The organism is Agrobacterium genomosp. 13 str. CFBP 6927 (genome assembly GCA_900012615.1).
Lineage (GTDB): Bacteria > Pseudomonadota > Alphaproteobacteria > Rhizobiales > Rhizobiaceae > Agrobacterium.
Genome location: LT009757.1, coordinates 1345685 through 1368269, shown reverse-complemented (window position 1 = coordinate 1368269; position 22585 = coordinate 1345685). Strand labels below are relative to the sequence as shown.

Genomic DNA, 22585 nt, shown 5'->3' with positions numbered 1-22585 from the left:
TGTACTCGCCAGGATGAAAAGCGGCGGGTGGAGGACACGCTGCCGCCGACGGTCTGTCTTCAACAGCTTTTTCAGGGTTTTCAGAATGGCCGATGGTGCAATCAACGCCAGTGTAAACAACGCCGACGTCAACACGCAGCAAGCGGTGGACGGCATTTTCCAGAATTTCGCGCAGCCGGTGCGCGAGCAGAGCCTGCTGCGCAAGGCGATCACCGCCGCCTATCGCCGCCCGGAGGAAGAATGCCTGGCGCCGCTGATCGAGGCCGCAACGGTGACGGCTGAAGAGACGAAAGCCATTCGCGACACGGCCCGCAAACTGATCGAGGCATTGCGCGCCAAGACCAAGGGCACCGGCGTCGAAGGGCTGGTGCAGGAATATTCGCTCTCCAGCCATGAGGGCGTGGCGCTGATGTGTCTCGCCGAAGCGCTGCTGCGCATTCCCGACACCGCCACCCGCGACGCGCTGATCCGCGACAAGATCGCGCGCGGTGACTGGAAGTCCCATATTGGCGGCGGGCGTTCGCTTTTCGTCAACGCCGCCACCTGGGGTCTCGTCATCACCGGCAAGCTGACCTCGACGGTCAATGATAGCGGCCTTTCGGCGGCGCTGACCAAGCTGATCGCCCGGGCGGGCGAACCCGTCATCCGTCGCGGCGTCGATATGGCCATGCGCATGATGGGCGAGCAATTCGTCACCGGCGAAACCATCGGTGAAGCGATCAAGCGTTCGAAGCCGCTGGAAGAACAGGGCTTCCAATATTCCTACGACATGCTGGGCGAAGCCGCGACCACCGCCAAGGATGCGGAGCGTTATTACAAGGACTACGAAAACGCCATCCACGCCATCGGCAAGGCGTCTGCCAGCCGCGGCATCTATGGCGGTCCCGGCATTTCCATCAAGCTTTCGGCGCTGCATCCGCGTTACGCCCGCGCCCAGGCCGAGCGCGTGATGGCGGAACTGCTGCCGCGCGTCAAATCGCTGATGCTGCTCAGCAAGAAATACGATATCGGCCTCAATATCGATGCCGAGGAAGCCGACCGGCTGGAACTGTCGCTCGATCTTCTGGAGGAACTGGCGCTCGACAGGGACCTCGCCGGCTGGAACGGCCTCGGTTTCGTCGTGCAGGCCTATGGCCGCCGCTGCCCCTTCGTTCTCGACTACATCATCGATCTCGCCCGTCGCTCGGGCCGCCGCATCATGGTGCGTCTCGTCAAGGGCGCCTATTGGGACGCGGAAATCAAGCGCGCGCAGGTGGAAGGGCTGGAAGACTTCCCGGTCTTCACCCGCAAGGTCCACACCGACGTCTCCTACATTGCCTGCGCCCGAAAGCTGCTCGCCGCACGCGATCTGGTCTTCCCGCAATTTGCGACCCACAATGCGCAGTCCATGGCGACGATCTACCATCTCGCCGGCCCCGGCTTCAAACTCGGCGACTATGAGTTCCAGTGCCTGCATGGCATGGGTGAACCGCTTTACAGCGAAGTCGTCGGCAAGAAGAAACTCGACCGGCCCTGCCGTTTCTATGCCCCCGTCGGCACCCATGAGACGCTGCTGGCCTATCTCGTCCGCCGCCTGCTGGAGAACGGTGCGAATTCTTCCTTCGTCAACCGCATTGCCGACCCAGCCGTGCCGGTGGATTCCCTGCTGGAAGACCCGGTCGCGGTGGTCAAGGCCTATGCCGTTCCCGGCGCGCGTCACGACCGCATCGCCGCCCCTGAAGGCCTGTTCGGCCCGGAACGCAAAAACTCCGCCGGCCTCGACCTCTCCAGCGAAACGACGCTTGCCGCACTGGACAAAATCCTGAAGGCAGGTGCTGCGACAGAATGGAAAGCCACAGCGCCGCAGGCAGGTGGCAACACGCGCCGGGTTCTCAACCCCGGCGACCACAATGATATCGTCGGCCATGTAACGGAGCCGACTGAAGGCGATGTCGAAGCCGCCATGCAGCGGGCGGCGGCCTCGAATTGGCCGTCCACCCCGGTGGAAGAACGCGCCGCCTGCCTCGAGCGGGCCGCCGACGCCATGCAGGCCGAAATGCCCGCCCTGCTCGGCCTCATCATGCGCGAAGCGGGAAAATCCATGCCCAACGCGATTGCCGAGGTGCGCGAGGCCATCGACTTCCTGCGTTATTACGCAGCGGAAGCCCGCAGGAACTTCAAATCCGGCGAAACACCGCTCGGCCCGGTCGTCTGCATCAGCCCGTGGAACTTCCCGCTCGCCATTTTCATCGGTCAGGTGACGGCGGCGCTGGTTGCCGGCAATCCGGTGCTGGCGAAGCCCGCCGAAGAAACGCCGCTGATTGCGGCGCAGGGCGTGCGCCTGCTGCATGAGGCAGGCGTTCCACAGGACGCCGTGCAGCTTCTGCCGGGCGACGGCAAGACGGGGGCGGCCCTTGTTGGTTCACCATTGACGGCCGGTGTGATGTTCACCGGCTCCACGGAAGTGGCGCGGCTCATTCAGGGCCAGCTTGCCGGACGGGTTCTGGCCAATGGCCAGCCGGTGCCGCTGATCGCCGAAACCGGCGGCCAGAACGCCATGATCGTCGATTCTTCCGCACTTGCCGAGCAGGTGGTCGCCGATGTCATCGCATCCGCTTTCGACAGCGCCGGCCAGCGCTGCTCGGCGCTGCGCATCCTCTGCCTGCAGGAGGATGTGGCGGACCGCACGCTGACCATGCTGAAAGGCGCGCTGCATGAATTGCGCATCGGCCGCACCGACAAGCTCTCCGTCGATGTCGGCCCCGTCATTACCGCCGAGGCGAAGGGCATCATCGAAAAGCACATCGAGGGCATGCGCGGGCTCGGCCATCGCATCGAACAGATCACGCTTGCCGGCGAAACCGGCAAGGGCACCTTCGTGCCGCCGACGATCATCGAGATGAAATCGCTCGCCGATCTGAAACGCGAAGTCTTCGGCCCGGTGCTGCACGTCATCCGCTTCAAGCGCGACAATCTCGACCGGCTGATCGATGAAATCAACGCCACCGGTTACGGCCTGACCTTCGGCCTGCATACGCGCCTCGACGATACGATCCAGCACGTGCTGTCGCGCATCGCCGCCGGCAATCTTTATGTGAACCGCAACATCATCGGCGCGGTCGTCGGCGTTCAGCCCTTCGGCGGGCGTGGCCTTTCCGGCACCGGCCCCAAGGCCGGCGGGCCGCTCTATCTTGGCCGCGTGACACAGACCGCGCCAAAGATTGATCGCGTCGCCAGCCAGCAGGACCAGGCGGCTGTCGATCTTGCCCGCTGGCTGGATGAAAACGGCCAGACCATCGCAGCTGAGGCCGCAAGGCAGGCTGCGGCCCTTTCCGGCCTCGGCTTTGAAACCGAACTGGCAGGCCCGGTCGGGGAGCGCAATGTCTATGCGCTGCATCCGCGTGGCAAGGTTCTGCTGATCCCCGCTACGGAACAGGGGCTGTATCGCCAGCTGGCGGCAGCACTTGCCACTGGCAACTCGGTCGTCATCGACAATGCGTCGGGACTGGAAAAAGCGATCTATGGATTGCCGGCAACCGTCACCTCGCGCATCGTCTGGGCTGACAACTGGGAAAAATCCGCACCCTTCGCCGGCGCGCTGATCGAAGGTGATGCGGAGCGTGTCGTGACGATCAACAAGAAGATCGCCGCCCTGCCCGGCCCGCTGGTTCTGGTTCAGGCTGCGACAACGGAAGCGCTTTCCGGGGAAAGCCAGCCCTATACGCTCGACTGGCTGGTGGAAGAAGTCTCGGTCAGCGTCAACACCACAGCCGCCGGCGGCAATGCCAGCCTGATGAGCATCGGCTGATAAATATGGTCCGGCAGGGTCTTGGCCCTGCCGGTCAATTCTTATCCGCTAATCTCGCCACGCCCGAAAAGCTGGTTCAGGACCTGCTCCTCCAGCCGCGCGAATTCGGCAGTGCCGTGGCGGCGCGGGCGCGGCAGCTTCACATCCAGATCAAGCGCGATACGTCCTTCGTCGATGACGACAATACGGTCGGCAAGGGCGACAGCTTCCGAAACATCATGGGTAACCAGAACGGCGGTGAATTTCTGCTTGCGCCAGATGCGCTCCAGCAGAAGCTGCATTTCAATGCGGGTGAGCGCATCGAGCGCGCCAAGCGGTTCGTCCAGCGCCAGGATTTGCGGATGGGCCACCAGCGCGCGCGCCAGGGCAACGCGCTGCTTCTGGCCGCCGGAAAGCACATAGGGCCATTCGCCAGCCCGGTCTTTCAGACCGACCTCATCGAGAATGGTAAGCGCCTGCTCCTGTGCCGCCTCACCTTTGGCAATACCCGTCAGGCCCACGGAGACATTATTCGCTATTCTCTCCCAAGGCAGAAGACGCGGCTCCTGAAACATCATGCGGGTGCGGCTCGATGCATCCTTCGAGACGGTTCCGGTGGTCGGCGTGTCGAGGCCGGCCAGAATACGCAGGAGCGTGCTCTTGCCGCAGCCGCTCTTGCCGATGATGGCCAGAAACTCGCCTTCCCGCACGTCGAGATCAATGCCGCGCAGCACCGGTTTGTCACCGAAGCTCTTCGCCACATTGCGGAAGCTGAAGGCGACCTTGCCTTCTGTCGTCTTCTCGCGTTGTTCGATTTTCCCTTGGGACGGGAGGGATGGCGGGGCATCCGAGCGTCTCAGCGTCGTCACATTGCCGGTCGACATGGGTTACCTCAGACTTTCTTGAAGGCTGGATGCCATTGCAGGAAGATGCTTTCGAGGAAGCGGGCGAAACTGTCGGCCAGCTTGCCGAGAAGCGCATAGATAAGGATCGACAGAACCACGACGTCGATCAGCAGGAACTCGCGCGCCTGCATGGCCATATAGCCGAGACCGGACGAGGAAGAGATGGTTTCGGCGACGATCAGCGTCAGCCACATGATGCCGAGCGCATAACGCAGGCCGGTGAAAATGGCGGGCAGCGCGCCGGGCAGAATGACCCGCCGGAACAGCGTGAAGGGCGACATGCCATAGGTGCGGCCCATCTCAACCAGTTGCGGATCGACACCCTGAATGCCGAGCAGCGTGTTGATGTAGATCGGGAAAAACACGCCGAGCGCGACGAGGAAAAGCTTCGCCTCCTCATCGATGCCGAACCACAGGATGACCAGCGGAATGAGCGCCAGATGCGGAATGTTGCGGATCATCTGCAGCGTCGTATCGGTGAAGCTGCGGGAAAATTTGGAGAGGCCATTGGCCAGGCCGAAGATGAAGCCGATAGAGCCGCCAATGGCGAATCCCACAAGCGCACGGGCAGAACTCACGCCGATATTGGCAATGAGTTCCCCCGAAAGCAGAAGCCGCCAGAAGGCTTCCGCAACGGCGGAAGGGGCTGGAAGGACATTTCCTGAAATAAGCCCTATGCGGGAGGCCGCTTCCCAGCCTGCAAGAATGATGGCGGGAAGCAGCCAGCCCGTGATGCTTCCAACCTCAATGCGCCTTCTGATGCTCATGGCGAAGCCTCCGGCTCTTGCTCAGTTCGTCGCGCCAGACCAGACGGCATCCTTGATGCTGATCTGTTTCGGGATCAGGCCGAGGCGATAAAAGCGGTCGGCGGTTTCCTGCTGGCTGGCGACGATCTTGTCGTCGATCTTGGTAACGCCGAATTCAGAGCGGTTCGCGGCCAGCGTCTGCGCCTCCAGCGGCACGCCCGTCACTTCATGCAAAGCTGCGGCGACCTTGTCGCGGTTGGCGGCGGACCATTTCGCCGCCTCGCCCAGAGCATCGATGGTGATGTTGATCGTATCCGCATTGGATTTGGCGTAATCGCGATTGGCGAGGAAATAGGTGCTGACGGCAAGCACATCGCTGGTGCGGGCCAGAGTGACCGGCTTGTAGCGGGTTTCGGCAATCGCATAGAACGGATCCCAGACGGCCCAGGCGTCGATCTTGTCGCTGGCGAAAGCTGCCGCGGCATCGGCAGGGCTGAGATAGACCACCTCGATATCGCTGAATTTCAGGCCATTCTTCTCAATTGCCGCCACCAGCAGATTATGCGCGCTGGTGCCCTTGCCGACGCCGACCTTCTTGCCCTTGAGATCGGCAACCGACTTGATGCCGCTTTCAGGCTTGGTGAAGATCGCCTCACCCTTGCCGTTCGAAGGAAGGGCCGCGACATAAACGATGGCTGAACCTGCCGCCTGCCCGAAGATCGGCGGCGCATCCCCCGTCCAGCCGACATTGATGGAGCCTACATTCAGGGCTTCCACCAGCGGCGGACCAGCGGTGAATTCGACCCAGGAAACCTTCACGCCCTTGGCCCCAAGCGCCTTTTCGATGACGCCCTGCTGGCGGGCTATCACCGGCAGGCCGGTTTTCTGATAACCGATCTTCAGCTCTTCCGCCGCCTGGGCCTGAAAAGGCAGAACGGATAAAGCAGCGGCAACAAGAATGCTGGCGGAAAGGGCGCGGCGGGTGACGGCTGGCATTTCATCTCCTTATCACCGGCGCTCTTGCCGGGTTGCGATATGGAGCAATGCTAGGGTTTTCGATTAAAACGATAGAGAGACGATAATTCAATATCAGCAATATTGCGGGAATAAAATTTCGCGCAAAAGCCTCTTTTCCGCAAATCGTCGCGGACACCCTCGTCCGACCTATCGAATAGAAATGCCGGCGCAGATGGAGCCGCGCCGGCATGATGGATCAATTTCTCTATCGAGGACGCGATTATTCGATATCGAACGAAACGCCCTGCGCCAGCGGCAGCGCCTTGGAGTAGTTGATGGTGTTGGTGGCGCGGCGCATATAGGCCTTCCACGCATCCGAACCGGATTCACGGCCGCCGCCGGTTTCCTTCTCACCGCCAAAGGCACCACCGATTTCCGCACCCGAGGTGCCGATGTTGACGTTGGCAATGCCGCAATCGGAGCCTTCCGATGACAGGAACCGTTCGGATTCCTGCATGTCGCGGGTGAAGATCGATGAGGAAAGACCAGCAGCGACAGCGTTATGGTCGTCTATCGCCTGATCGAGATCGCTGTATTTCATCACGTAGAGGATCGGCGCGAAGGTTTCTTCCAGCACAGGCCCCGCCTGCTTCGGCATTTCGACAAGCGCCGGCTTGACGTAATAGGCATCCGGCGCACCCGTATCCACGCGGCCGCCGCCATTCACCACGCCATCATGGGCTTTCGCCGCTTCGAGGGCCTTCTGCATGCCGTCGAAAGCCGCCTTGTCGACCAGCGGGCCGACGAGTGCGGAGGTTTCCAGCGGGTTGCCGACGGAAACGGAGGCATAGGCCTTTTTCAGGCGCGGCACGAGCTGGTCATAAACGCTGTCATGCACGAAGAGACGGCGCAGCGTGGTGCAGCGCTGGCCGGCCGTGCCCATGGCGCCGAAGGCGATGGCGCGCAGCGCCATGTCGAGATCAGCCGAAGGGCAGACGATGCCGGCATTGTTGCCGCCGAGTTCCAGAATGGCGCGGGCGAAGCGTTTCGCCAGACGCGGGCCGACATCGCGGCCCATGCGGGTGGAGCCGGTGGCCGAAACGAGCGGCACTTTGGGATTGTCTACCAGAGCTTCACCCACGGCGCGGTCGCCGATCAGAAGCTGCGAAAGGCCTTCCGGCGCATCGCCGAAACGGGCGGCGGCGCGCTCGAAGATGCCCTGCACGGCAAGCGCCGTGAGCGGCGTCTTTTCAGAAGGCTTCCAGACCACCGAATTACCGCAGACGATGGCAAGCGCCGCATTCCACGACCACACCGCGACCGGGAAGTTGAAGGCGGAGATGACGCCGACGACGCCGAGCGGATGCCAGGTTTCCATCATGCGATGGCCGGGGCGTTCGGTGGCGATGGTGAGACCATAAAGCTGGCGGGAAAGGCCGACCGCGAAATCGCAGATATCGATCATTTCCTGCACTTCGCCGAGGCCCTCGGAGGGCACCTTGCCCGCTTCCAGCGAGACGAGACGGCCGAGATCGGCCTTGAAGGCGCGCAGTTCTTCGCCGAGCAGCCGGATCAGTTCACCGCGACGGGGCGCCGGCACATTGCGCCATACCTTGAAGGCGGCATCGGCCCGGTCGATCACGGCTGCGACACCCTCGACCGAAACGGTCTTCAGGCTCGCGACCTGTTCACCCGTCACCGGGCTGAAGGAGGCCATATCGCCGCCGCTATAGAGATCGCGGGCAACGCCCATCCTGTCGAGCAGAGCCGCGGCTTCCTGTTTCACGTCGAGCTTCGTGGTCGCATCCATGTCCATCGTCCTTTTGGCTTAAAAGGGGAGGAAAGGCCATTTCGATACGGCGCTTTCAACTCCCGTCACTCTTCTTTCCCCGAATTTGCCATTCGTTATGTGAAACTGGCGTTTTGCACCGTTCCATTCTTTCCCGTAATCATATATGGCCATAATGACCCTTTTCCAATGAGGAAAGCGGGTAAGTTGATGCGAGAATGGAATGGATCCGCGCAGAAGACTGGTCCCTGACATCGTTACCCTGCAGGCGTTCGAATGCGCGGCACGGCACGGCAATTTTACGCGTGCGGCGGAAGAACTCAACCTCACGCAGAGCGCGGTGAGCCGGCAGATCGGCGAACTGGAAGCGCAGACCGGAATGCAGCTTTTCGAGCGCATCCGCAGGCGGGTCGTGCTTTCGGAGGCGGGGCGTAAATTCCTGCCGGATGTGCGGCGCCTGTTGCAGCAATCCGAGCAGCTGATGGTGCGCGCGGTTTCAGCCGGAACATCGCACGCATCGCTTTCCGTCGCGACATTGCCGACATTCGGCAGCCGCTGGCTGATGCCGCGCCTCCACCGCTTCATCGACGTCAATCCGGAAATAACGATAACCATCGGCTCGCGCTCGCATCCCTTCGACTTCGACGAGGAAGGGTTCGACCTCGCCATTCACTACGGCCAACCGGTCTGGGCGCATGGTACCTGCACATTTTTGTGCAACGAGGTGATCGTGCCGGTCGCAAGCCCCGCCCTGCTGCGCCGCGCTGGCGTGAACCAGCCGCAGGATCTGACCGGGCAGCCGCTCCTGCATGTGACGACGCGGCCGAAATTATGGACGGAATGGCTGGAGATGAACGGGGTGACCGCCGAGAATGCTTATCAGGGAAGCCGTTTCGACCAGTTCTCGATGATCATCGAGGCCGCCGCAAGCGGCATCGGTTTTGCCCTTCTGCCGAAATATCTCATCGAGGCGGAACTTGCCTCCGGCCGCCTCGAAATCGTCTTCGACATTCCCCTGCAGACTGACAAGAGCTATTACGTGGCCCTGCCCGAAGGACGGCAGGACAATGCGCTGGCCCGCGCCTTTCAGGCCTGGCTGCTCGATCAGGTCGGCAAGCCGGTGTAATCCGTCATCCGATCAGTTCGATGGGCGGAGAGAAACGTCATACAGCCCAGGAAGATCGGGACCGACGGGCACGATTCGGGTCGGGTTGAGCGCCTTGATGGAATAATAACCGCGCTTGATATGGTCGATATTTACCGTGTCGCGCACGCCCGGAATGGTTAGCACCCGCATCATATAGGCCTGAAGGGCGGGGTAATCGGCGATACGGCGAAGATTGCATTTGAACAGGCCATAATAGGCGGCATCGAAACGCACCAGCGTCACGAAGAGCCGGACATCCGTTTCGGTCAGGTGATCGCCGAAAAGGAAAGGTCCGCCTGAGACGAGGCGGCTTTCGAGCTCCTGAAGCGTCGCAAACACATCGGCGAAGGCCTCTTCATAAGCGACCTGCGTGGTGGCGAAACCGGTCCGGTAAACGCCGTTGTTGAGGCGCGGATAGATGTGGTCATTGAGAGCGTCGATCTCATCGCGCAAAGCTTCCGGATAGAGGTCCACGCCATTATCGGCCAGAGCGCCGAAACCGGAATTCAGCATGCGCAGAATATCGGCGGATTCGTTATTGACGATGGTTTTCGTCTTTTTGTCCCAAAGCACGGGCACGGTGGCGCGGCCGGTATAGTGCGGATCCGCGCTGGTATAGACCTCATGCATATAGGTGAAGCCGTTGAGCGTATCACTATCCGCGCCCGGATAGTCGCCGAATTTCCAGCCCTCGTCGGAAAGGGCGGGCTCGACAACGGAAACAGAAATCACCTCTTCCAGCTTCTTCAGCTTTCGGCCGATCAGCGTGCGCGATGCCCAGGGGCAGATCAGCGCGACGTAAAGATGATAACGGCCGCTTTCGGCCGCAAAACCGCCCTCGCCCGTTGGCCCTGCCGAACCATCAGGCGTTACCCAGTTGCGGAAACCGGAGGTCTGGCGAACGAAGCCGCCTTTCTTGTCGGTTGCCTGCACCGGATGCCATTCGGCGGTCCATTTTCCATCCACGAGCATTTGCGGCTCCCCGTTCATCTAAAGATGAAAGCCTTATGGGCCGGGTTGCCGCCGCTTCACAAGCCGCGCTTCGGTTGACGCACTGTTTCCGATCAAGGGTGAGTTCAAAGCCGATTGCGGAAAAACGGGTTCCAGCGCACGGTGCCGAGCCTCACCTTTTCGCGGATCATCGTCAGCAGCCCCGATGCGGCGATAACGGCCAGACCAAGCACGGCGACCGCATCCGGATATTCATGGAAGAAAGCCATGCCGATCGCCACGGCCCAGAGGATTTGCGAATAATGCGACGGCGCGATCTGGCTTGCCGGCGCAATGCGGGTTGCGACCAGAAGGGTGATCTGCCCCGTTGCCGTGCAAAGGCCGATGAAGGCGAAGGCCAATAGCTGGTGCAGATTGGGCATCACGAATTCGGGGATGGAGGCAATGCCGTTGAAGGTGAGGCCGTAGATCAGCAGCACGCCCATGATCGAGGTGCGCTTTTCCTTGCCCGCAAGCGAGCGCAGCAAAACGATGGTCATTGCCGCCAGGAAGGCGACGCCGATCGCGGCAAAATGCCCGAGCTCCAGCGTCTTGAAGCCCGGCCGCACGACAAGGATCACGCCGACGATACCCGCCAGAACCGCCGCCCAGCGCCATGGGCCGATATTCTCCTTCAGCACGACGGCGGAAAGTACGGTCACGAAGAGCGGCGACAGGAAGATCAGCGCATAGGCTTCCGCCAGTGGAATGGTGGTGAAGGCATAGATGCCGAAAATACCCGCGAAAAGGCCGGAGATGGCGCGCCCGTGCACGGCGAAGGGCCGGCTCATGCGCCAGAATTCACGCCACCTTTCCTCGCGCGGCTTGCTGAAGAAAATGAAAATGCCGGAAAATAGAATGCTGAAGAAGCCGATTTCGAAAACGCTGATCTGCGATCCAAGCGACTTGATGGTGGCATCGCCCATGGAAAAGGTCGCATAAGCGAACAGACCGAGCAGAAAACCCTTTTGCATTTGAACGTCCCCAAACACCGACCGCAATGCAAAGCATCCCCCGGCCGCGTGGAACGCGACCCGGACGCCCCTTCAAGGGACAGACAGTCTGGCAGATTTGATCCTCACCCTATGGCTAGACCCGGCTACCTATGAGTGCAAGCCGGAAAAACGGCAAAATTGCCCGATTGAACCCAACCGATGAAAATGGCTGCAAGGTGCGGCAAATTTGTCCCGCCATGGCCATCACATCACCGTCATGGAAAGAGGTTAGCCGGTGTTGATCGTGGCGCTTGGCGGCGGGCGTGAAGGCGGCTAAATATTATCGTGCGATTTTCATCCGCCGATTTCCCCGGCTGATATTGCTGCGTTACCATGGCCTCGCTAACCGAAAGGAAAAAGAATGCGGATTGTGATGATCGGTTCGGGTTATGTCGGCCTTGTGTCCGGCGCGTGTTTTGCCGATTTCGGCCATGACGTGGTCTGCGTCGACAAGATGCCGGAGAAGATAGAGGCCCTGAAAAACGGCCATATTCCGATCTTCGAACCGGGTCTGGAGACCATCGTCGCCAACAATGCCAAGGCTGGCCGGTTGAGCTTCACCACCGATCTTTCCGCAGCCGTTGCCAATGCCGATGTCGTCTTCATCGCGGTCGGCACGCCCTCGCGGCGCGGCGATGGCCATGCCGATCTTGGTTATGTCTATGCAGCGGCAAAAGAGATCGCCCATTCACTTGATGGCTTCACGGTCATCGTCACCAAATCCACGGTTCCCGTCGGCACTGGCGACGAGGTGGAGCGTATCATCCACGAGGAAAACCCCTCGGCCGATTTTGCGGTTGTCTCCAATCCGGAATTCCTGCGCGAAGGGGCCGCCATCGAGGATTTCAAGCGGCCGGACCGCATCGTCGTCGGCCTTTCGGACGAGCGCGCCCGCCCCGTCATGACCGAGGTTTACCGCCCGCTCTATCTCAACCAGTCGCCGCTGCTCTTCACCACAAGACGCGCTTCCGAACTGATCAAATATGCCGCCAACGCCTTTCTGGCGATGAAGATTACCTTCATCAACGAAATGGCTGACCTCTGCGAAAAGGTCGGCGCCAATGTGCAGGACGTCTCGCGCGGCATCGGTCTCGATGGCCGTATCGGTTCGAAATTCCTGCATGCAGGCCCCGGTTATGGCGGCTCCTGTTTCCCGAAGGACACGCTGGCGCTCGCCAAGACCGCGCAGGACTATGATGCGCCGGTGCGGCTGATCGAAACCACCATCGCCATCAACGACAACCGCAAGCGCGCCATGGGCCGCAAGGTCATCAATGCGATGGGCGGCGATGTGCGCGGCAAGAAGATCGCCGTGCTCGGCCTCACCTTCAAGCCGAATACCGACGACATGCGCGACAGCCCGGCAATCGCCATCATCCAGACCCTGCAGGACGGCGGTGCGAAAGTGGTCGGTTACGATCCGGAAGGCATGGCGAATGCCCGCCATCTGATGGAAGACATCGAATACGCGGCCGGCCCTTACGAGGCGGCGGAAGATGCCGACGCCGTGGTGATCGTGACGGAATGGAACCAGTTCCGCGCGCTCGACCTGCCGCGCCTGAAAGCGATCATGAAACATCCGGTGCTGGTGGACCTGCGCAATATCTACCGCACGGATGAGGTCGCCGCGCATGGTTTCATCTATGCCGCAGTCGGCCGTCCGCATGAAGGCGGTTCCGACAAGGGCGCATAGAGGTTTCGTTTTCGCCATTTCATTAAAAGGTTTTCTGCGCTTCGGTCAGACCGCAAACGCACCAACGGATTCGGGATATAATCATCATGCGTTATCTGGTTACCGGCACGGCTGGCTTCATCGGCTTTTATGTTGCGAAGCGACTGTTGGACGCCGGCCATTTCGTGACCGGTTTCGACGGCATGACGAAATATTACGATGTCAGCCTCAAGGAAAAACGCCACGCCATTCTTTCCCGCTCCAACGGCTTCCGGGCCGAAATCGGCATGCTGGAAGATACGGATGCGCTAAAGCGCGCGGCAGAAGCCGCCGAACCTGAGATCATCATCCACCTCGCCGCACAGGCAGGCGTCCGTTACAGCCTTGAAAACCCGCGCGCCTATGTCGATTCCAATCTCATCGGCTCGTTCAACATGCTGGAGCTCGCGAGAAGCCTTGAGGTCAAACACCTGATGCTGGCGTCTACTTCTTCCATCTACGGCGCCAACGAGAAAATCCCCTTCGCGGAAAGCGACAAGGCCGACGAGCCGATGACGCTTTACGCCGCCACCAAAAAATCGATGGAGCTGATGGCGCATAGCTATGCCCATCTGCACAAGCTGCCCACCACCGCCTTCCGCTTCTTCACGGTCTACGGCCCGTGGGGACGGCCGGACATGGCGCCCATCAAATTCGTCGATGCCGTTTCCAACGGCCGGCCGATCGATATTTACGGGCAAGGCAATATGAGCCGCGATTTCACCTATATAGACGATCTGGTGGAGGGCATCATCCGGCTGAGCACGGTCATCCCATCCGAGGAAAACCGCGTCACGCAGGAAGGCGTCACCGACACGTTGTCGCACCACGCGCCCTTCCGCGTGGTCAATATCGGCGGCGGCCAGCCGGTGGAGCTGATGCATTTCGTCGAGACGGTCGAAAAGGCGGTCGGGAAACCCGCGATCCGCAACATGCTGCCGATGCAGCAGGGTGATGTTCCCCGTACCTTCGCCTCGCCCGATCTTCTGAGGGCATTGACCGGCTACGTGCCGCAAACCCCGGTCGAGGAGGGCATCAAGGCCCTCGTCGCCTGGTATCGCGAGATGCACCCGGCCGAATTACGGGAATAACCTCACAGCGTCGCCAGCAGGCGGTTGGAGATGGTGCCGCCGGAAGCGCTCTGCATGGTGATCTTGGTTTCGACGGCCTCAATGATCGTGTCGCTGAAATCCATCTCCGTGAGATCGCGGATATTGGAAAGGCCACCCGGGGAAAACACGTTCACTTCCAGTATCTTGTCGCCAACGATATCCAGCCCGACAAGGAACATGCCGTCTTCCACCAGCTTCGGCCGCATCATATCGGCAAGCGCCACGATTTCGTCCGTCACTTTCACCGCCTCGGCGGTGCCCTTGGCGTGAATGTTGGAGCGCAGATCGCCTTTCGCCGGCACGCGGCGCAGGGCGGCATATTGACCGTCGCGCATCAGCGGGCGGCCATTCATCATGAAGAAGCGGATGTCACCATCCTTGGCGGCCGGCAGATAGGCCTGCGCGATCAGATAACCTTCGAGGCTCACCGCCTCGAAAATCTGGTTGAGATTGGCCTCCTTGCTGGAGCCGATCTTGAAGACATTCTTGCCGCCGGAGCCCTGCAGCGGCTTGACGATGACGCCCTTGGGGTGCGCGTCGGCAAAGGCGCGGATTTCCTCGACATTGCGCGAAATGATCGTGGTCGGGCGGACGATTTCAGGAAAGCTCTGGAAATAAAGCTTGTTCTGCGCCAGCGCCAGACCTTCGGGATCGTTCAGAACCACGACGCCACGCTGTTCGGCAAGCCGCCCGAACAGGATGCCGGCATGCACCGCCCATGGCCGTGTGGTCTGGTCGAGAGAGGGGTCGTTGCGCAGCATCAACGCATCGATTTCCTCGACATCCATGGTCCGCCGTTCCAGCGCCTTGTCCTGCAGGGCAGCATGAAACGCATCCGATTTCTTGTATTTCGCCTTCGGCAGCACGGTGGCATGGATGGTCAGGCTGTCGTCCGAGCGCAAGGTGAAATCGCCGGGCGTCAGATAGACCACCTCGTGGCCGCGATTGAGCGCCGCCATGGCAAGCAGGCCGGTCGCGTAGTTCGGTCCCTCGGTTTCGATGGAATTGACGAAAAATGCGATACGCATGAAGCCCCTCCTATAATGTCGCCAGTTCGGCAATGGATAATCCCGCCCGTATTTTTTCCAGCCGCTCATTGGCCCGGGCGGGCAGCAGAAATGCGGGCCTGACAGCCGGCGGACGAAGCAGGCCGCGCAGGGCCAGCTCCTGCATCACCGGAAAATGGGCGGCGGCGATCTTGCCCATCCAGAACGGATCGAGCGCCCCGCCCCTGCGCAGATGCTCCAGCACCTCCACCAGCCCGCGCAGATAGATCGCATCCTTGGAAAGACCGCCGCCGCGATAGATACGCAGCACCATGTTGAAGGCCCCGGCCTCATCGAAACCGTGATCGCGGGTCATGATGCGGAAGGTCTCGACGAAGCTTGCCCCATCCAGCATGGCGGCGCAGCCAATAACGCGGCCGGCGATCAGCCGCAGGCGCTCACGCGTCATGCCGCCGGCCAGATGTTCCGCCAGCACCGCCAGCCCCTCCTGCACGCCCTCATAACCGGAAAGGCCGGTGCGAAAGAGCCGCAACCCCTGAAACGAGCCGTTGAAATAGGTGAGAAGATGCACGCCGATCTCATGCGACAGCAACGCCTCGACACGGCGCTGTTCCATGACGGTGTGGCGGGAAATCAGAAGTTTCTCGCCCGTCACCATCAGGCCCGGCGGCAGGTCGTCACGGATTTCGACGCGCGCCTTGAATTCCGTATCCTCCGCCAGATAGGTCTCGACCATCTCCCGCGATTTTTTGGCGACCGCGTAACAATCGACCATGGCGATTTCGCCGTCTTCTTCCTTTCGCGGACAATCCTTGAGCACACCAAGCGCCAGCGTCAGAAGTGCGGGTTCCACGGCGCCATACAGGGCGCGTGAAAAATCGGTGAAGGTACGATGGTGCAGGCTTGCAAGCATCGTCAGCTGCAGATCGATCTCCCGCTGTTTTTCCCGGTAGAGGTGATAAAGCACCGGGTCTTCCAGATGATCGAAAACGACCGAATAGAGCTTGCGTTTCTGCTCCTCGACATCGACGCCGAGCGGCCGGTAGAGCAGGCGCGGCGCATATTGAAAGCTGCCATCGCGGAACTCCTCGAAGGCCCGGCGAGCATTGATCGGCGTGACGGACAGAAGAAAATCGAAGGAAGAGACAATGTCGTCGATCGAACGATCCGCACGTCTGACCGCATCGACGAAGGCCTTGCGGCCGAGCGCCCGGTGGCTGGTGACCTTGAGGGCGTCCATGCCGGAAGCAAATGACGAGAAAGCCTGCAAACCGGCATCGAAAAGATCGGCGATCATCGTTTCGCGCAGACCAGGATAATCCGCTCCGGATTCCGGTTGACGATAGATCGGCGCAAAACGCACGCTGATGCAGGGAAAATCCAGCCCGGCATTCTGAAACCTGAGGATCGGATCGGCATCCGGTTCCGGCCGGGTAATGCGCGGCGTGCGAAACCGCACCTCGGCATCACAAACCGCCTTGATGAAGACGCGGCGCGCCTTTTGCGTTTCCGGCTCAGCCGTGGCGGAGACGGAAACTTCATAATGCGGCAGGAAGGGGGAATCGTCGGCCAGAAGAATATCATGCTCCAGCTCGCCGATATCAATCACCATGAAAGCGCCGAAACGCTGCCGCATGGCGGCGCCCACGGCCTCGATCAGAGGCGCAGCCTCCTGAATGGTGGAGGCGATGAGATAGGATGCATGGGCAGCGGCGATATCGCGCGCGGCGAGGTCTTTCGTGCCGCCCGTCAGATGCAGGCAGAGGAACGGCAGCGGCCGGTCGATATGCAGACGGCCATCTTTTCCGACATCGCGGCGGACGGCCTTGCCGGCCTCGAGGCACGACACGACATCATCGACCAGATCGGTGATGGGGGACGGCGCATTGCGGGCGGAGGATATATTCATCGCCGCGATCTCAGACATTCTTCAATAACCGGCTGAAGTGCTGCAATCGTGTCGCGAATATCCGCCACCGCGCGCGCATCCGCCTCCCCCGTCCACTCATCCATGAAGAATTTCTTGAATTCGATCGCGATGGCGCAGCCATTCTCCGCAAAGCGCTCATGAATGAAGCGGGTCTGCTCTCCTTTGCCCTGAAAGGCCACATTCTCGCGCACATCGAGGCGGCGCCCACCAATGGTCGCGGATGCAAAATGACGGCCCACCGCACTGACGATGTCGTTCCAGCGGCTGCGATCCATGGAATAGGTGCCAATATTGATATCGGGCGCTTCCGCCTGCGCCGTTGGCGGCGCGGCAGCGCCCTGCCGGCGATGATTATAGCTATGCACGTCCAGCACCACGAAAGCGCCATGCCGGCGCTCAACCGTAGAAAGCACCGCTTCAAGCATCGTATAATAGTCGGCATGAAAATCGAGCGATTGGCGAAGCGCGTCTTCGGGCGGCTGCCCGTTCCAGACCTCCAAGCCCCAGGATTGCTCCGGCTTTAAATAGATCGCCTGATCGGCAGCGCGGTTGAGATCGATTTCAAAACGCGAATGGTGAACGACGATACGGTTCGTCATCCCTGCGATCATCGCGCCGGTAAAAGGATCTTCTTCCCGCAGCCGCTTGTCCGGGGAAAGCGCCATAAGACCGACTATATCGGGACGGATGCGGTGACCGTCATGAATGGCCGTGCCGATGACGGGCGAATTGCCGAAGTCGATCGACCAGAAACCCTTGTTTTCGTTATTGCCGCGGTATTCGTCTTCGCTCTGTCCGGCTGCCATGCTGCCTCCCCTGCATCGGGAGTAAAACAGCGGGACTGGCCCGTTTGTTCCGGGAAAAATTGCGCGCGATGTATTTGGCCCCGGCAATGACACCCCTTCAAAACATGGGAACCATATAGGAAAGCCCACGTTGTTCTGGCAGGAGGGCCGCCGTGTCAAACGGACGCGATGGCGCTGAAGAACATCGGGATTTTTCCGTTTTCTCCCGGTGGCCAACGAAACGGCAGCCGAGCTTCTTACCCATCCGGCGTCCCTCCGTCCCCCGCTTTCCACGCATAAGGAGCCGCGACATGGAAAAGACCGAAACGCGTAAACTTGCGGAAGAATATCTGCGGCTCGGCGGAACCCGCCAGGTCATGATCGACGACACCAAGACCTTCGTGCGCCAATGGAAAGACGAACCGGCGGAAGCGGAGAGATTTTGGCAGACCAACATCGAAAATCTCGACGAGGAACGCCTGAAGGACGTGGAATTTTTCCTCCCTTCCGTGAATTCCGACAAGGATGATTGAACCCATCAGGAGACAGATATGACTGCCATCAACGCTGCAAAGATCCTCATTCTCGCAACGGACGGCTATGAGCGCTCCGAACTGCGCGTGCCCTATGACCAGTTGAAGGCAAAGGGTGCGGACGTCAAGATCGCCTCAATCAAGGAAGGCGAGATCAGGAGCTGGGATAAAAAGGACTGGGGCGACAGCATTGCCGTTGATCTTTCCGCCGGAAGTGTCAAATCGGATGACTTCGATGCGCTGGTTCTTCCAGGCGGCCAGATCAATCCGGACGTCCTGCGCCACGACGAGGATGCGATGCGCGTCGTTCGCGATTTCGTCAAGTCCGGCAAGGTCGTGGCTGCGATTTGCCACGCCCCCTGGCTTCTCGTTGAAGCGGATGCCCTGCGCGGCCGTAACGCCACTTCCTACTGGTCGATCAAGACCGACCTGAAAAACGCCGGCGCCAACTGGAAAGACGAAAAGGTGGTGACGGACAAGGGCATCATCACGTCCCGCAGCCCGGAAGACCTCGATGCCTTCGTTGCGAAAATCGTCGAGGAGGTAGAGGAAGGCCGCCACGAACGCGGTGCCGCCTGAGGCCCACGACATTCCTGTGCCGCCGCTTGCCGGCGGCACTTTTATTGGGAGACATCCATGAAAAGTAGATTGCTGGCCACGGGTGCCGAACGTACCTTCATTCTTGTCATCGACCCGGAGGAAGAGGCATTCGAGGCGATCCGCCGCTTCGCAAAATCGGAAAACATCAACGCTGCGTCGGTAACAGCGATAGGTGCCTTTTCAACTGCGACGCTCGCTTTTTTCGACCTTTCGACGCGCGAATATAAGGAAATTCCCGTGACGGAGCAGAGCGAGGTTCTGAGCCTGCTTGGCGATATTACGCTTGACGAAAACGACACGCCAAATCCGCACCTGCACGTTGTGCTGGGCTTTGCCGACGGTTCTACGAAAGGCGGCCATTTCCTGAAGGGGGTGGTGCGCCCGACGCTCGAAGTCGTCATTCGCGAGACACCGGCGGAGTTGCGGCGCAGTTACCGCCGCGAATTCGGCATAGCACTCATCGATCCCGCAAAATAACCAACGGAACCGGAAAAACGCCACTGCGTTATCTCTTCATGCAGGGGGACGAATGGCGGCAATCACACGAAAAGATGCGGATAGTGATGAAGTCAGGCAATTTCTGATCGGTCTGGCACGTGGAACGGCAGGCGCACTGCTGTTTGCCCTGCCCATGCTGATGACCATGGAAATGTGGTTTCTAGGCCTTTACATCAATTCCTGGCGGCTTCTGCTGCTTTGCATCCTCAACCTGCCGCTGCTTTTCCTGCTCGCCCGCCGCATCGGCTTTGAAAATATTCATTCCCGGACACAGGCGCTACGCGACGCGATAACGGCCTATGGGCTGGGCATTGCCGTCAGCGCCGCCGTGCTTTTGCTGTTCGGCATTTTGAACGATCAGCTCACCACCTCAAATCTCATCGCCAAAATCGCCCTGCAATCCGTGCCCGCCAGCATCGGGGCGCTGCTTGGCCGCAGCCAGCTCGGCGAACATTCCGACACCGAGGATGAGGACGATGGCGAATATTCCGGCGAGACGGGTTATCTGCACGAACTCTTCATGATGATGGTCGGCGCGCTTTTTCTCAGCCTCAATGTCGCCCCGACGGAAGAAATGATCCTGATTGCCTACAAAGTAACTCCCTATCACATTCTGGCGCTTTGCCTGGTCTCGATCGCGATCATGCACGGCTTCGTTTATGCGCTTCATTTCAAGGGGTCGCACCAAGTGCACGAGGGGCAGGAATGGTGGCAGTCCTTCCTGCGCTTCACCCTGCCCGGTTATGTCATCGCCATTGCCATCAGTATCTACACGCTCTGGACCTTCGAACGTCTCGACCATACCTCGCTGTCGCAGATCATGAATGCCGCCGTCATTCTCGGTGTTCCCGCTTCGATCGGCGCAGCCTCTGCCCGGCTGATCCTGTGAGGAAAAAATGACCATATCGAAGGGCCGCAAACATGTTGAAAGCCCCAAGCCGCATTGGGTGGAGTGGCTGACGGGCGCCGTCTGTACGCTTCTTGTCGTCGCGATGCTCGGCTGGATCGGCTATGACATCTATCGCTACAAGCCGGACAAGGCCCGTTTCGAGTTTGCCGTCACGGACGTCGAGGCACAGGCGGGACAGTACCGGGTGAGTTTCGACATTCGCAACCTCTCCATGACGACGGCGGCGCAGGTGCATGTGCGCGGCGACCTGCAGCAAAATGCCGCCACGCTGGAAAGCGCCGACGTGACATTCGATTATGTCGCCTCGGAATCCCGCGACACCGGCACGCTCTTCTTCCGAAACAATCCCCAAAACGGAACACTCATCATCAACGTCGCCGGCTATACCGAGCCGTGAGACCTTTCAGGACACTTTCATGCCCACATCGGAACTGACGAAGGAACGGGACCTCAGGGAATCAAAACCCCTGTGGGCCGATACGCCCCGCATCGGCATTCGCAGCGGAAAGACCCCGGAAGCCAACCATTATGACACGATCGTGGTGGGTGCCGGCATCAGCGGCGCGCTTGTGGCCCATGCGTTGCACAGGCCGGGCCAGTCGATGCTGATCGTCGACCGGCGTGACCCGGTAATGGGCAGCAGCGTCGCCAGCACCGCGATGATTCAACACGAGATCGACACACCTCTGACTGAACTCAGAAAGATGATCGGTAGGGACGCTGCGGATCGGGCGTGGCAACGCTCGGCGCGGGCCGTCCTGCGTCTTGAGGAAATCGTTTCCTCGCTCGGCATATCCTGCAGCATGGCGCGCAAGCAGGCGCTTTATCTCGCCGGCGACGAAATGGGGTCGCGCGCGCTGAAGGCTGAAGCGGCAGCCCGGGAAGAAGCAGGGATTGCGGCGCGCTTCCTTGGCCCCGCCGAATTGAGGAGCGACTACGCCATCGATCGGACTGGGGCTATCCTTAGCGATATTTCGGCCTCCGCCAATCCCGCACAGCTGACGGCCGGCCTTTTGCGCCACACGTCGGGCGCCGGTGCGGAAATCGTGTCCCATCTGGAAATCACCGATCTCAGAAACCTCGGTGACGAGGTGGTCGTCGCCACCGCACAGGGCAAGATCCTTTCCGCCCGCAATGTCGTTTTCTGCACCGGATACGAATTCCTGAAGTCGCTGGAAAGCCCGAAACATCAGATCATCTCCACCTGGGCGCTGGCGAGCAGGAAGGGCATCGATCTGCCGGACTGGCTGAAAAGCCATATCGTCTGGGAGGCTTCCGATCCCTATCTCTACCTGCGTACCGACCGTGACGGACGCCTGATCGCAGGGGGCGAGGATGAGGAAAGCCCGACATCGTACCTTTCTGAAGGAAAGCTCTTTGCCAAACAGGATGCAATCCGGCGTAAGATAGAAAGTCTCCTTGGTATCGACATCGGAGAGCCGGAATATCGCTGGGCGGCGGCCTTCGGTACCACCACCACCGGCCTGCCGCTGATCGGCGCGGTTCCCGGCATGAGGAACGTCTACGCCGTCATGGGCTTCGGGGGTAACGGCATCACCTTCAGCCAGATCGCCGCCGAGATAATCGCTGCCGCCGTCAATGGCGGCAAGGATCCTGACGCCGATCTCTTCCGGTTCGATTGATCGCCGTTCATTCGTCCTTGATGCCCGCCACCACCTGTATGCGGCGCAGCGTCCACAAGACGACGATGCCGATGCCGGCGGCAACAATGGCCAGCGGCCACATGCCGAGACCGGCGGCAAGGCCGATCGCCGCGGAGAGCCACATGCTTGCCCCCGTCGTCAGACCTTTGACATCGCCCCTGGTATAGACGACCACACCTGCCGCCAGAAAGGCGATGCCCGCCGTCACGGCCTCCACCAACCGGATGGGATCGAGCCGCGCGGCCTCATGACCCTCCGCCATCGTCTCCATCATATGGATGGTGATGACGCAGAAAGTGACCGCTGCAAGACCGATCAGCATATTGGTGCGAAGACCGGCAGTATTCTTGTGAAATTCGCGCTCCAGACCGATCAGGCCGCACAGGATGACCGCACCAAAAACGCGCACCACCAGCACCTCGAAGGGAATGGAGATATTCATGGAAAATTCTTCTGCAAGGCTTTGGGGCACAGTCGTGTCTCCTCCCGAAATTTCAGCACAGTAAGTTAGGGAAAGCCTGTTGGTTCCCTGCAGCAATA

At 60.4% G+C, this 22585-nt stretch carries 20 protein-coding genes; 10 read left to right on the top strand and 10 right to left on the bottom strand.

Annotated elements, in window-relative coordinates; translation table 11 throughout:
- The first annotated feature begins 85 nt into the window (after nucleotides 1-85).
- Nucleotides 86-3787 carry a trifunctional transcriptional regulator/proline dehydrogenase/L-glutamate gamma-semialdehyde dehydrogenase gene (gene putA, locus AGR13A_RS20615; RefSeq protein ID WP_080839074.1) on the top strand — a complete coding sequence of 1234 codons (3702 nt, stop codon included), beginning with the start codon at nucleotides 86-88 and terminating at the stop codon, nucleotides 3785-3787.
- 41 nt (nucleotides 3788-3828) lie between these two features.
- Here putA and AGR13A_RS20610 read toward each other — a convergent pair whose 3' ends face one another.
- The 4 genes from AGR13A_RS20610 to amaB form a co-directional block, all read right to left on the bottom strand.
- Nucleotides 3829-4650: an ABC transporter ATP-binding protein gene (locus tag AGR13A_RS20610; protein ID WP_080839072.1), complete on the bottom strand. Its 822-nt coding sequence runs from the start codon at nucleotides 4648-4650 to the stop codon at nucleotides 3829-3831.
- 8 nt (nucleotides 4651-4658) lie between these two features.
- Complete coding sequence (locus AGR13A_RS20605) at nucleotides 4659-5438, bottom strand: ABC transporter permease subunit (protein WP_080839070.1); 780 nt, start codon at nucleotides 5436-5438, stop codon at nucleotides 4659-4661.
- 21 nt (nucleotides 5439-5459) lie between these two features.
- Entirely contained in the window at nucleotides 5460-6413 is a 954-nt protein-coding gene (locus tag AGR13A_RS20600; protein ID WP_080839068.1) for an aliphatic sulfonate ABC transporter substrate-binding protein, read from the bottom strand.
- A 241-nt stretch (nucleotides 6414-6654) separates the two neighbouring features.
- Nucleotides 6655-8184, bottom strand: a complete 1530-nt coding sequence (gene amaB, locus AGR13A_RS20595) for an L-piperidine-6-carboxylate dehydrogenase (protein ID WP_080840374.1) — start codon at nucleotides 8182-8184, stop codon at nucleotides 6655-6657.
- Between the two features lie 202 nt (nucleotides 8185-8386).
- Between amaB and AGR13A_RS20590 the strand changes: the two genes are divergently transcribed.
- Nucleotides 8387-9289: a LysR family transcriptional regulator gene (locus AGR13A_RS20590; RefSeq protein ID WP_080839066.1), complete on the top strand. Its 903-nt coding sequence runs from the start codon at nucleotides 8387-8389 to the stop codon at nucleotides 9287-9289.
- 12 nt (nucleotides 9290-9301) lie between these two features.
- On the opposite strand, the gene AGR13A_RS20585 is transcribed toward AGR13A_RS20590, so the two are convergent.
- Both AGR13A_RS20585 and AGR13A_RS20580 read right to left on the bottom strand, forming a co-directional pair.
- Nucleotides 9302-10282 (bottom strand): glutathione S-transferase family protein, encoded by a 981-nt coding sequence (locus AGR13A_RS20585; RefSeq protein ID WP_080839064.1) that lies wholly within the window; start codon nucleotides 10280-10282, stop codon nucleotides 9302-9304.
- Nucleotides 10283-10386: 104 nt separating this feature from the next.
- A complete protein-coding gene (locus tag AGR13A_RS20580) occupies nucleotides 10387-11274 on the bottom strand; it encodes a DMT family transporter (RefSeq protein ID WP_003522518.1) in 888 nt (295 codons plus the stop codon).
- Between the two features lie 382 nt (nucleotides 11275-11656).
- Between AGR13A_RS20580 and AGR13A_RS20575 the strand changes: the two genes are divergently transcribed.
- Both AGR13A_RS20575 and AGR13A_RS20570 read left to right on the top strand, forming a co-directional pair.
- Complete coding sequence (locus tag AGR13A_RS20575) at nucleotides 11657-12988, top strand: UDP-glucose dehydrogenase family protein (RefSeq protein WP_035223552.1); 1332 nt, start codon at nucleotides 11657-11659, stop codon at nucleotides 12986-12988.
- Between the two features lie 86 nt (nucleotides 12989-13074).
- Nucleotides 13075-14097 (top strand): NAD-dependent epimerase, encoded by a 1023-nt coding sequence (locus AGR13A_RS20570; protein ID WP_080839062.1) that lies wholly within the window; start codon nucleotides 13075-13077, stop codon nucleotides 14095-14097.
- Nucleotides 14098-14099: 2 nt separating this feature from the next.
- Here the strand turns inward: AGR13A_RS20570 and AGR13A_RS20565 are convergent, their stop codons facing one another.
- From AGR13A_RS20565 to AGR13A_RS20555, 3 genes are read right to left on the bottom strand one after another with little or no spacing between them, the layout of a single operon-like run.
- Nucleotides 14100-15146, bottom strand: a complete 1047-nt coding sequence (locus tag AGR13A_RS20565) for a glutathione synthase (RefSeq protein ID WP_080839059.1) — start codon at nucleotides 15144-15146, stop codon at nucleotides 14100-14102.
- Nucleotides 15147-15156: 10 nt separating this feature from the next.
- On the bottom strand, nucleotides 15157-17034 hold the full coding sequence (locus AGR13A_RS20560) for a flavohemoglobin expression-modulating QEGLA motif protein (RefSeq protein WP_080839056.1): 1878 nt from the start codon (nucleotides 17032-17034) through the stop codon (nucleotides 15157-15159).
- Nucleotides 17031-17861: an N-formylglutamate amidohydrolase gene (locus AGR13A_RS20555; protein WP_080839054.1), complete on the bottom strand. Its 831-nt coding sequence runs from the start codon at nucleotides 17859-17861 to the stop codon at nucleotides 17031-17033. Before AGR13A_RS20555 ends, AGR13A_RS20560 begins: the two co-directional genes overlap by 4 nt.
- A gap of 290 nt (nucleotides 17862-18151) precedes the next feature.
- Between AGR13A_RS20555 and AGR13A_RS20550 the strand changes: the two genes are divergently transcribed.
- Genes AGR13A_RS20550 through AGR13A_RS20525 form a run of 6 tightly spaced genes read left to right on the top strand, consistent with a single transcriptional unit; the run spans nucleotide 18152 to nucleotide 22024 of the window.
- The gene (locus AGR13A_RS20550; protein ID WP_080839052.1) at nucleotides 18152-18373 is read left to right on the top strand and encodes a hypothetical protein; all 222 of its coding nucleotides are present in this window, start codon (nucleotides 18152-18154) and stop codon (nucleotides 18371-18373) included.
- A gap of 18 nt (nucleotides 18374-18391) precedes the next feature.
- Nucleotides 18392-18952, top strand: a complete 561-nt coding sequence (locus AGR13A_RS20545; RefSeq protein ID WP_080839050.1) for a DJ-1/PfpI/YhbO family deglycase/protease — start codon at nucleotides 18392-18394, stop codon at nucleotides 18950-18952.
- 57 nt (nucleotides 18953-19009) lie between these two features.
- On the top strand, nucleotides 19010-19450 hold the full coding sequence (locus AGR13A_RS20540) for a PPC domain-containing DNA-binding protein (RefSeq protein ID WP_080839048.1): 441 nt from the start codon (nucleotides 19010-19012) through the stop codon (nucleotides 19448-19450).
- A gap of 52 nt (nucleotides 19451-19502) precedes the next feature.
- A complete protein-coding gene (locus AGR13A_RS20535) occupies nucleotides 19503-20360 on the top strand; it encodes a TIGR02587 family membrane protein (protein ID WP_080839046.1) in 858 nt (285 codons plus the stop codon).
- A 7-nt stretch (nucleotides 20361-20367) separates the two neighbouring features.
- Nucleotides 20368-20778, top strand: coding sequence for a TIGR02588 family protein (locus AGR13A_RS20530; protein WP_080839044.1), 411 nt, complete (start codon nucleotides 20368-20370; stop codon nucleotides 20776-20778).
- Between the two features lie 19 nt (nucleotides 20779-20797).
- Nucleotides 20798-22024 carry an NAD(P)/FAD-dependent oxidoreductase gene (locus AGR13A_RS20525; RefSeq protein ID WP_080839042.1) on the top strand — a complete coding sequence of 409 codons (1227 nt, stop codon included), beginning with the start codon at nucleotides 20798-20800 and terminating at the stop codon, nucleotides 22022-22024.
- 7 nt (nucleotides 22025-22031) lie between these two features.
- On the opposite strand, the gene AGR13A_RS20520 is transcribed toward AGR13A_RS20525, so the two are convergent.
- Nucleotides 22032-22517, bottom strand: a complete 486-nt coding sequence (locus AGR13A_RS20520) for an MgtC/SapB family protein (protein ID WP_003498468.1) — start codon at nucleotides 22515-22517, stop codon at nucleotides 22032-22034.
- Nucleotides 22518-22585 lie beyond the last annotated feature (68 nt).

Coding starts and splice junctions, on each gene's coding strand:
- putA (WP_080839074.1), top strand. CDS start 86: ATGGCCGATGGTGCAATCAACGCCAGTGTAAACAACGCCGACGTCAAC.
- AGR13A_RS20610 (WP_080839072.1), bottom strand. CDS start 4,650: ATGTCGACCGGCAATGTGACGACGCTGAGACGCTCGGATGCCCCGCCA.
- AGR13A_RS20605 (WP_080839070.1), bottom strand. CDS start 5,438: ATGAGCATCAGAAGGCGCATTGAGGTTGGAAGCATCACGGGCTGGCTG.
- AGR13A_RS20600 (WP_080839068.1), bottom strand. CDS start 6,413: ATGCCAGCCGTCACCCGCCGCGCCCTTTCCGCCAGCATTCTTGTTGCC.
- amaB (WP_080840374.1), bottom strand. CDS start 8,184: ATGGATGCGACCACGAAGCTCGACGTGAAACAGGAAGCCGCGGCTCTG.
- AGR13A_RS20590 (WP_080839066.1), top strand. CDS start 8,387: ATGGATCCGCGCAGAAGACTGGTCCCTGACATCGTTACCCTGCAGGCG.
- AGR13A_RS20585 (WP_080839064.1), bottom strand. CDS start 10,282: ATGCTCGTGGATGGAAAATGGACCGCCGAATGGCATCCGGTGCAGGCA.
- AGR13A_RS20580 (WP_003522518.1), bottom strand. CDS start 11,274: ATGCAAAAGGGTTTTCTGCTCGGTCTGTTCGCTTATGCGACCTTTTCC.
- AGR13A_RS20575 (WP_035223552.1), top strand. CDS start 11,657: ATGCGGATTGTGATGATCGGTTCGGGTTATGTCGGCCTTGTGTCCGGC.
- AGR13A_RS20570 (WP_080839062.1), top strand. CDS start 13,075: ATGCGTTATCTGGTTACCGGCACGGCTGGCTTCATCGGCTTTTATGTT.
- AGR13A_RS20565 (WP_080839059.1), bottom strand. CDS start 15,146: ATGCGTATCGCATTTTTCGTCAATTCCATCGAAACCGAGGGACCGAAC.
- AGR13A_RS20560 (WP_080839056.1), bottom strand. CDS start 17,034: ATGAATATATCCTCCGCCCGCAATGCGCCGTCCCCCATCACCGATCTG.
- AGR13A_RS20555 (WP_080839054.1), bottom strand. CDS start 17,861: ATGGCAGCCGGACAGAGCGAAGACGAATACCGCGGCAATAACGAAAAC.
- AGR13A_RS20550 (WP_080839052.1), top strand. CDS start 18,152: ATGGAAAAGACCGAAACGCGTAAACTTGCGGAAGAATATCTGCGGCTC.
- AGR13A_RS20545 (WP_080839050.1), top strand. CDS start 18,392: ATGACTGCCATCAACGCTGCAAAGATCCTCATTCTCGCAACGGACGGC.
- AGR13A_RS20540 (WP_080839048.1), top strand. CDS start 19,010: ATGAAAAGTAGATTGCTGGCCACGGGTGCCGAACGTACCTTCATTCTT.
- AGR13A_RS20535 (WP_080839046.1), top strand. CDS start 19,503: ATGGCGGCAATCACACGAAAAGATGCGGATAGTGATGAAGTCAGGCAA.
- AGR13A_RS20530 (WP_080839044.1), top strand. CDS start 20,368: ATGACCATATCGAAGGGCCGCAAACATGTTGAAAGCCCCAAGCCGCAT.
- AGR13A_RS20525 (WP_080839042.1), top strand. CDS start 20,798: ATGCCCACATCGGAACTGACGAAGGAACGGGACCTCAGGGAATCAAAA.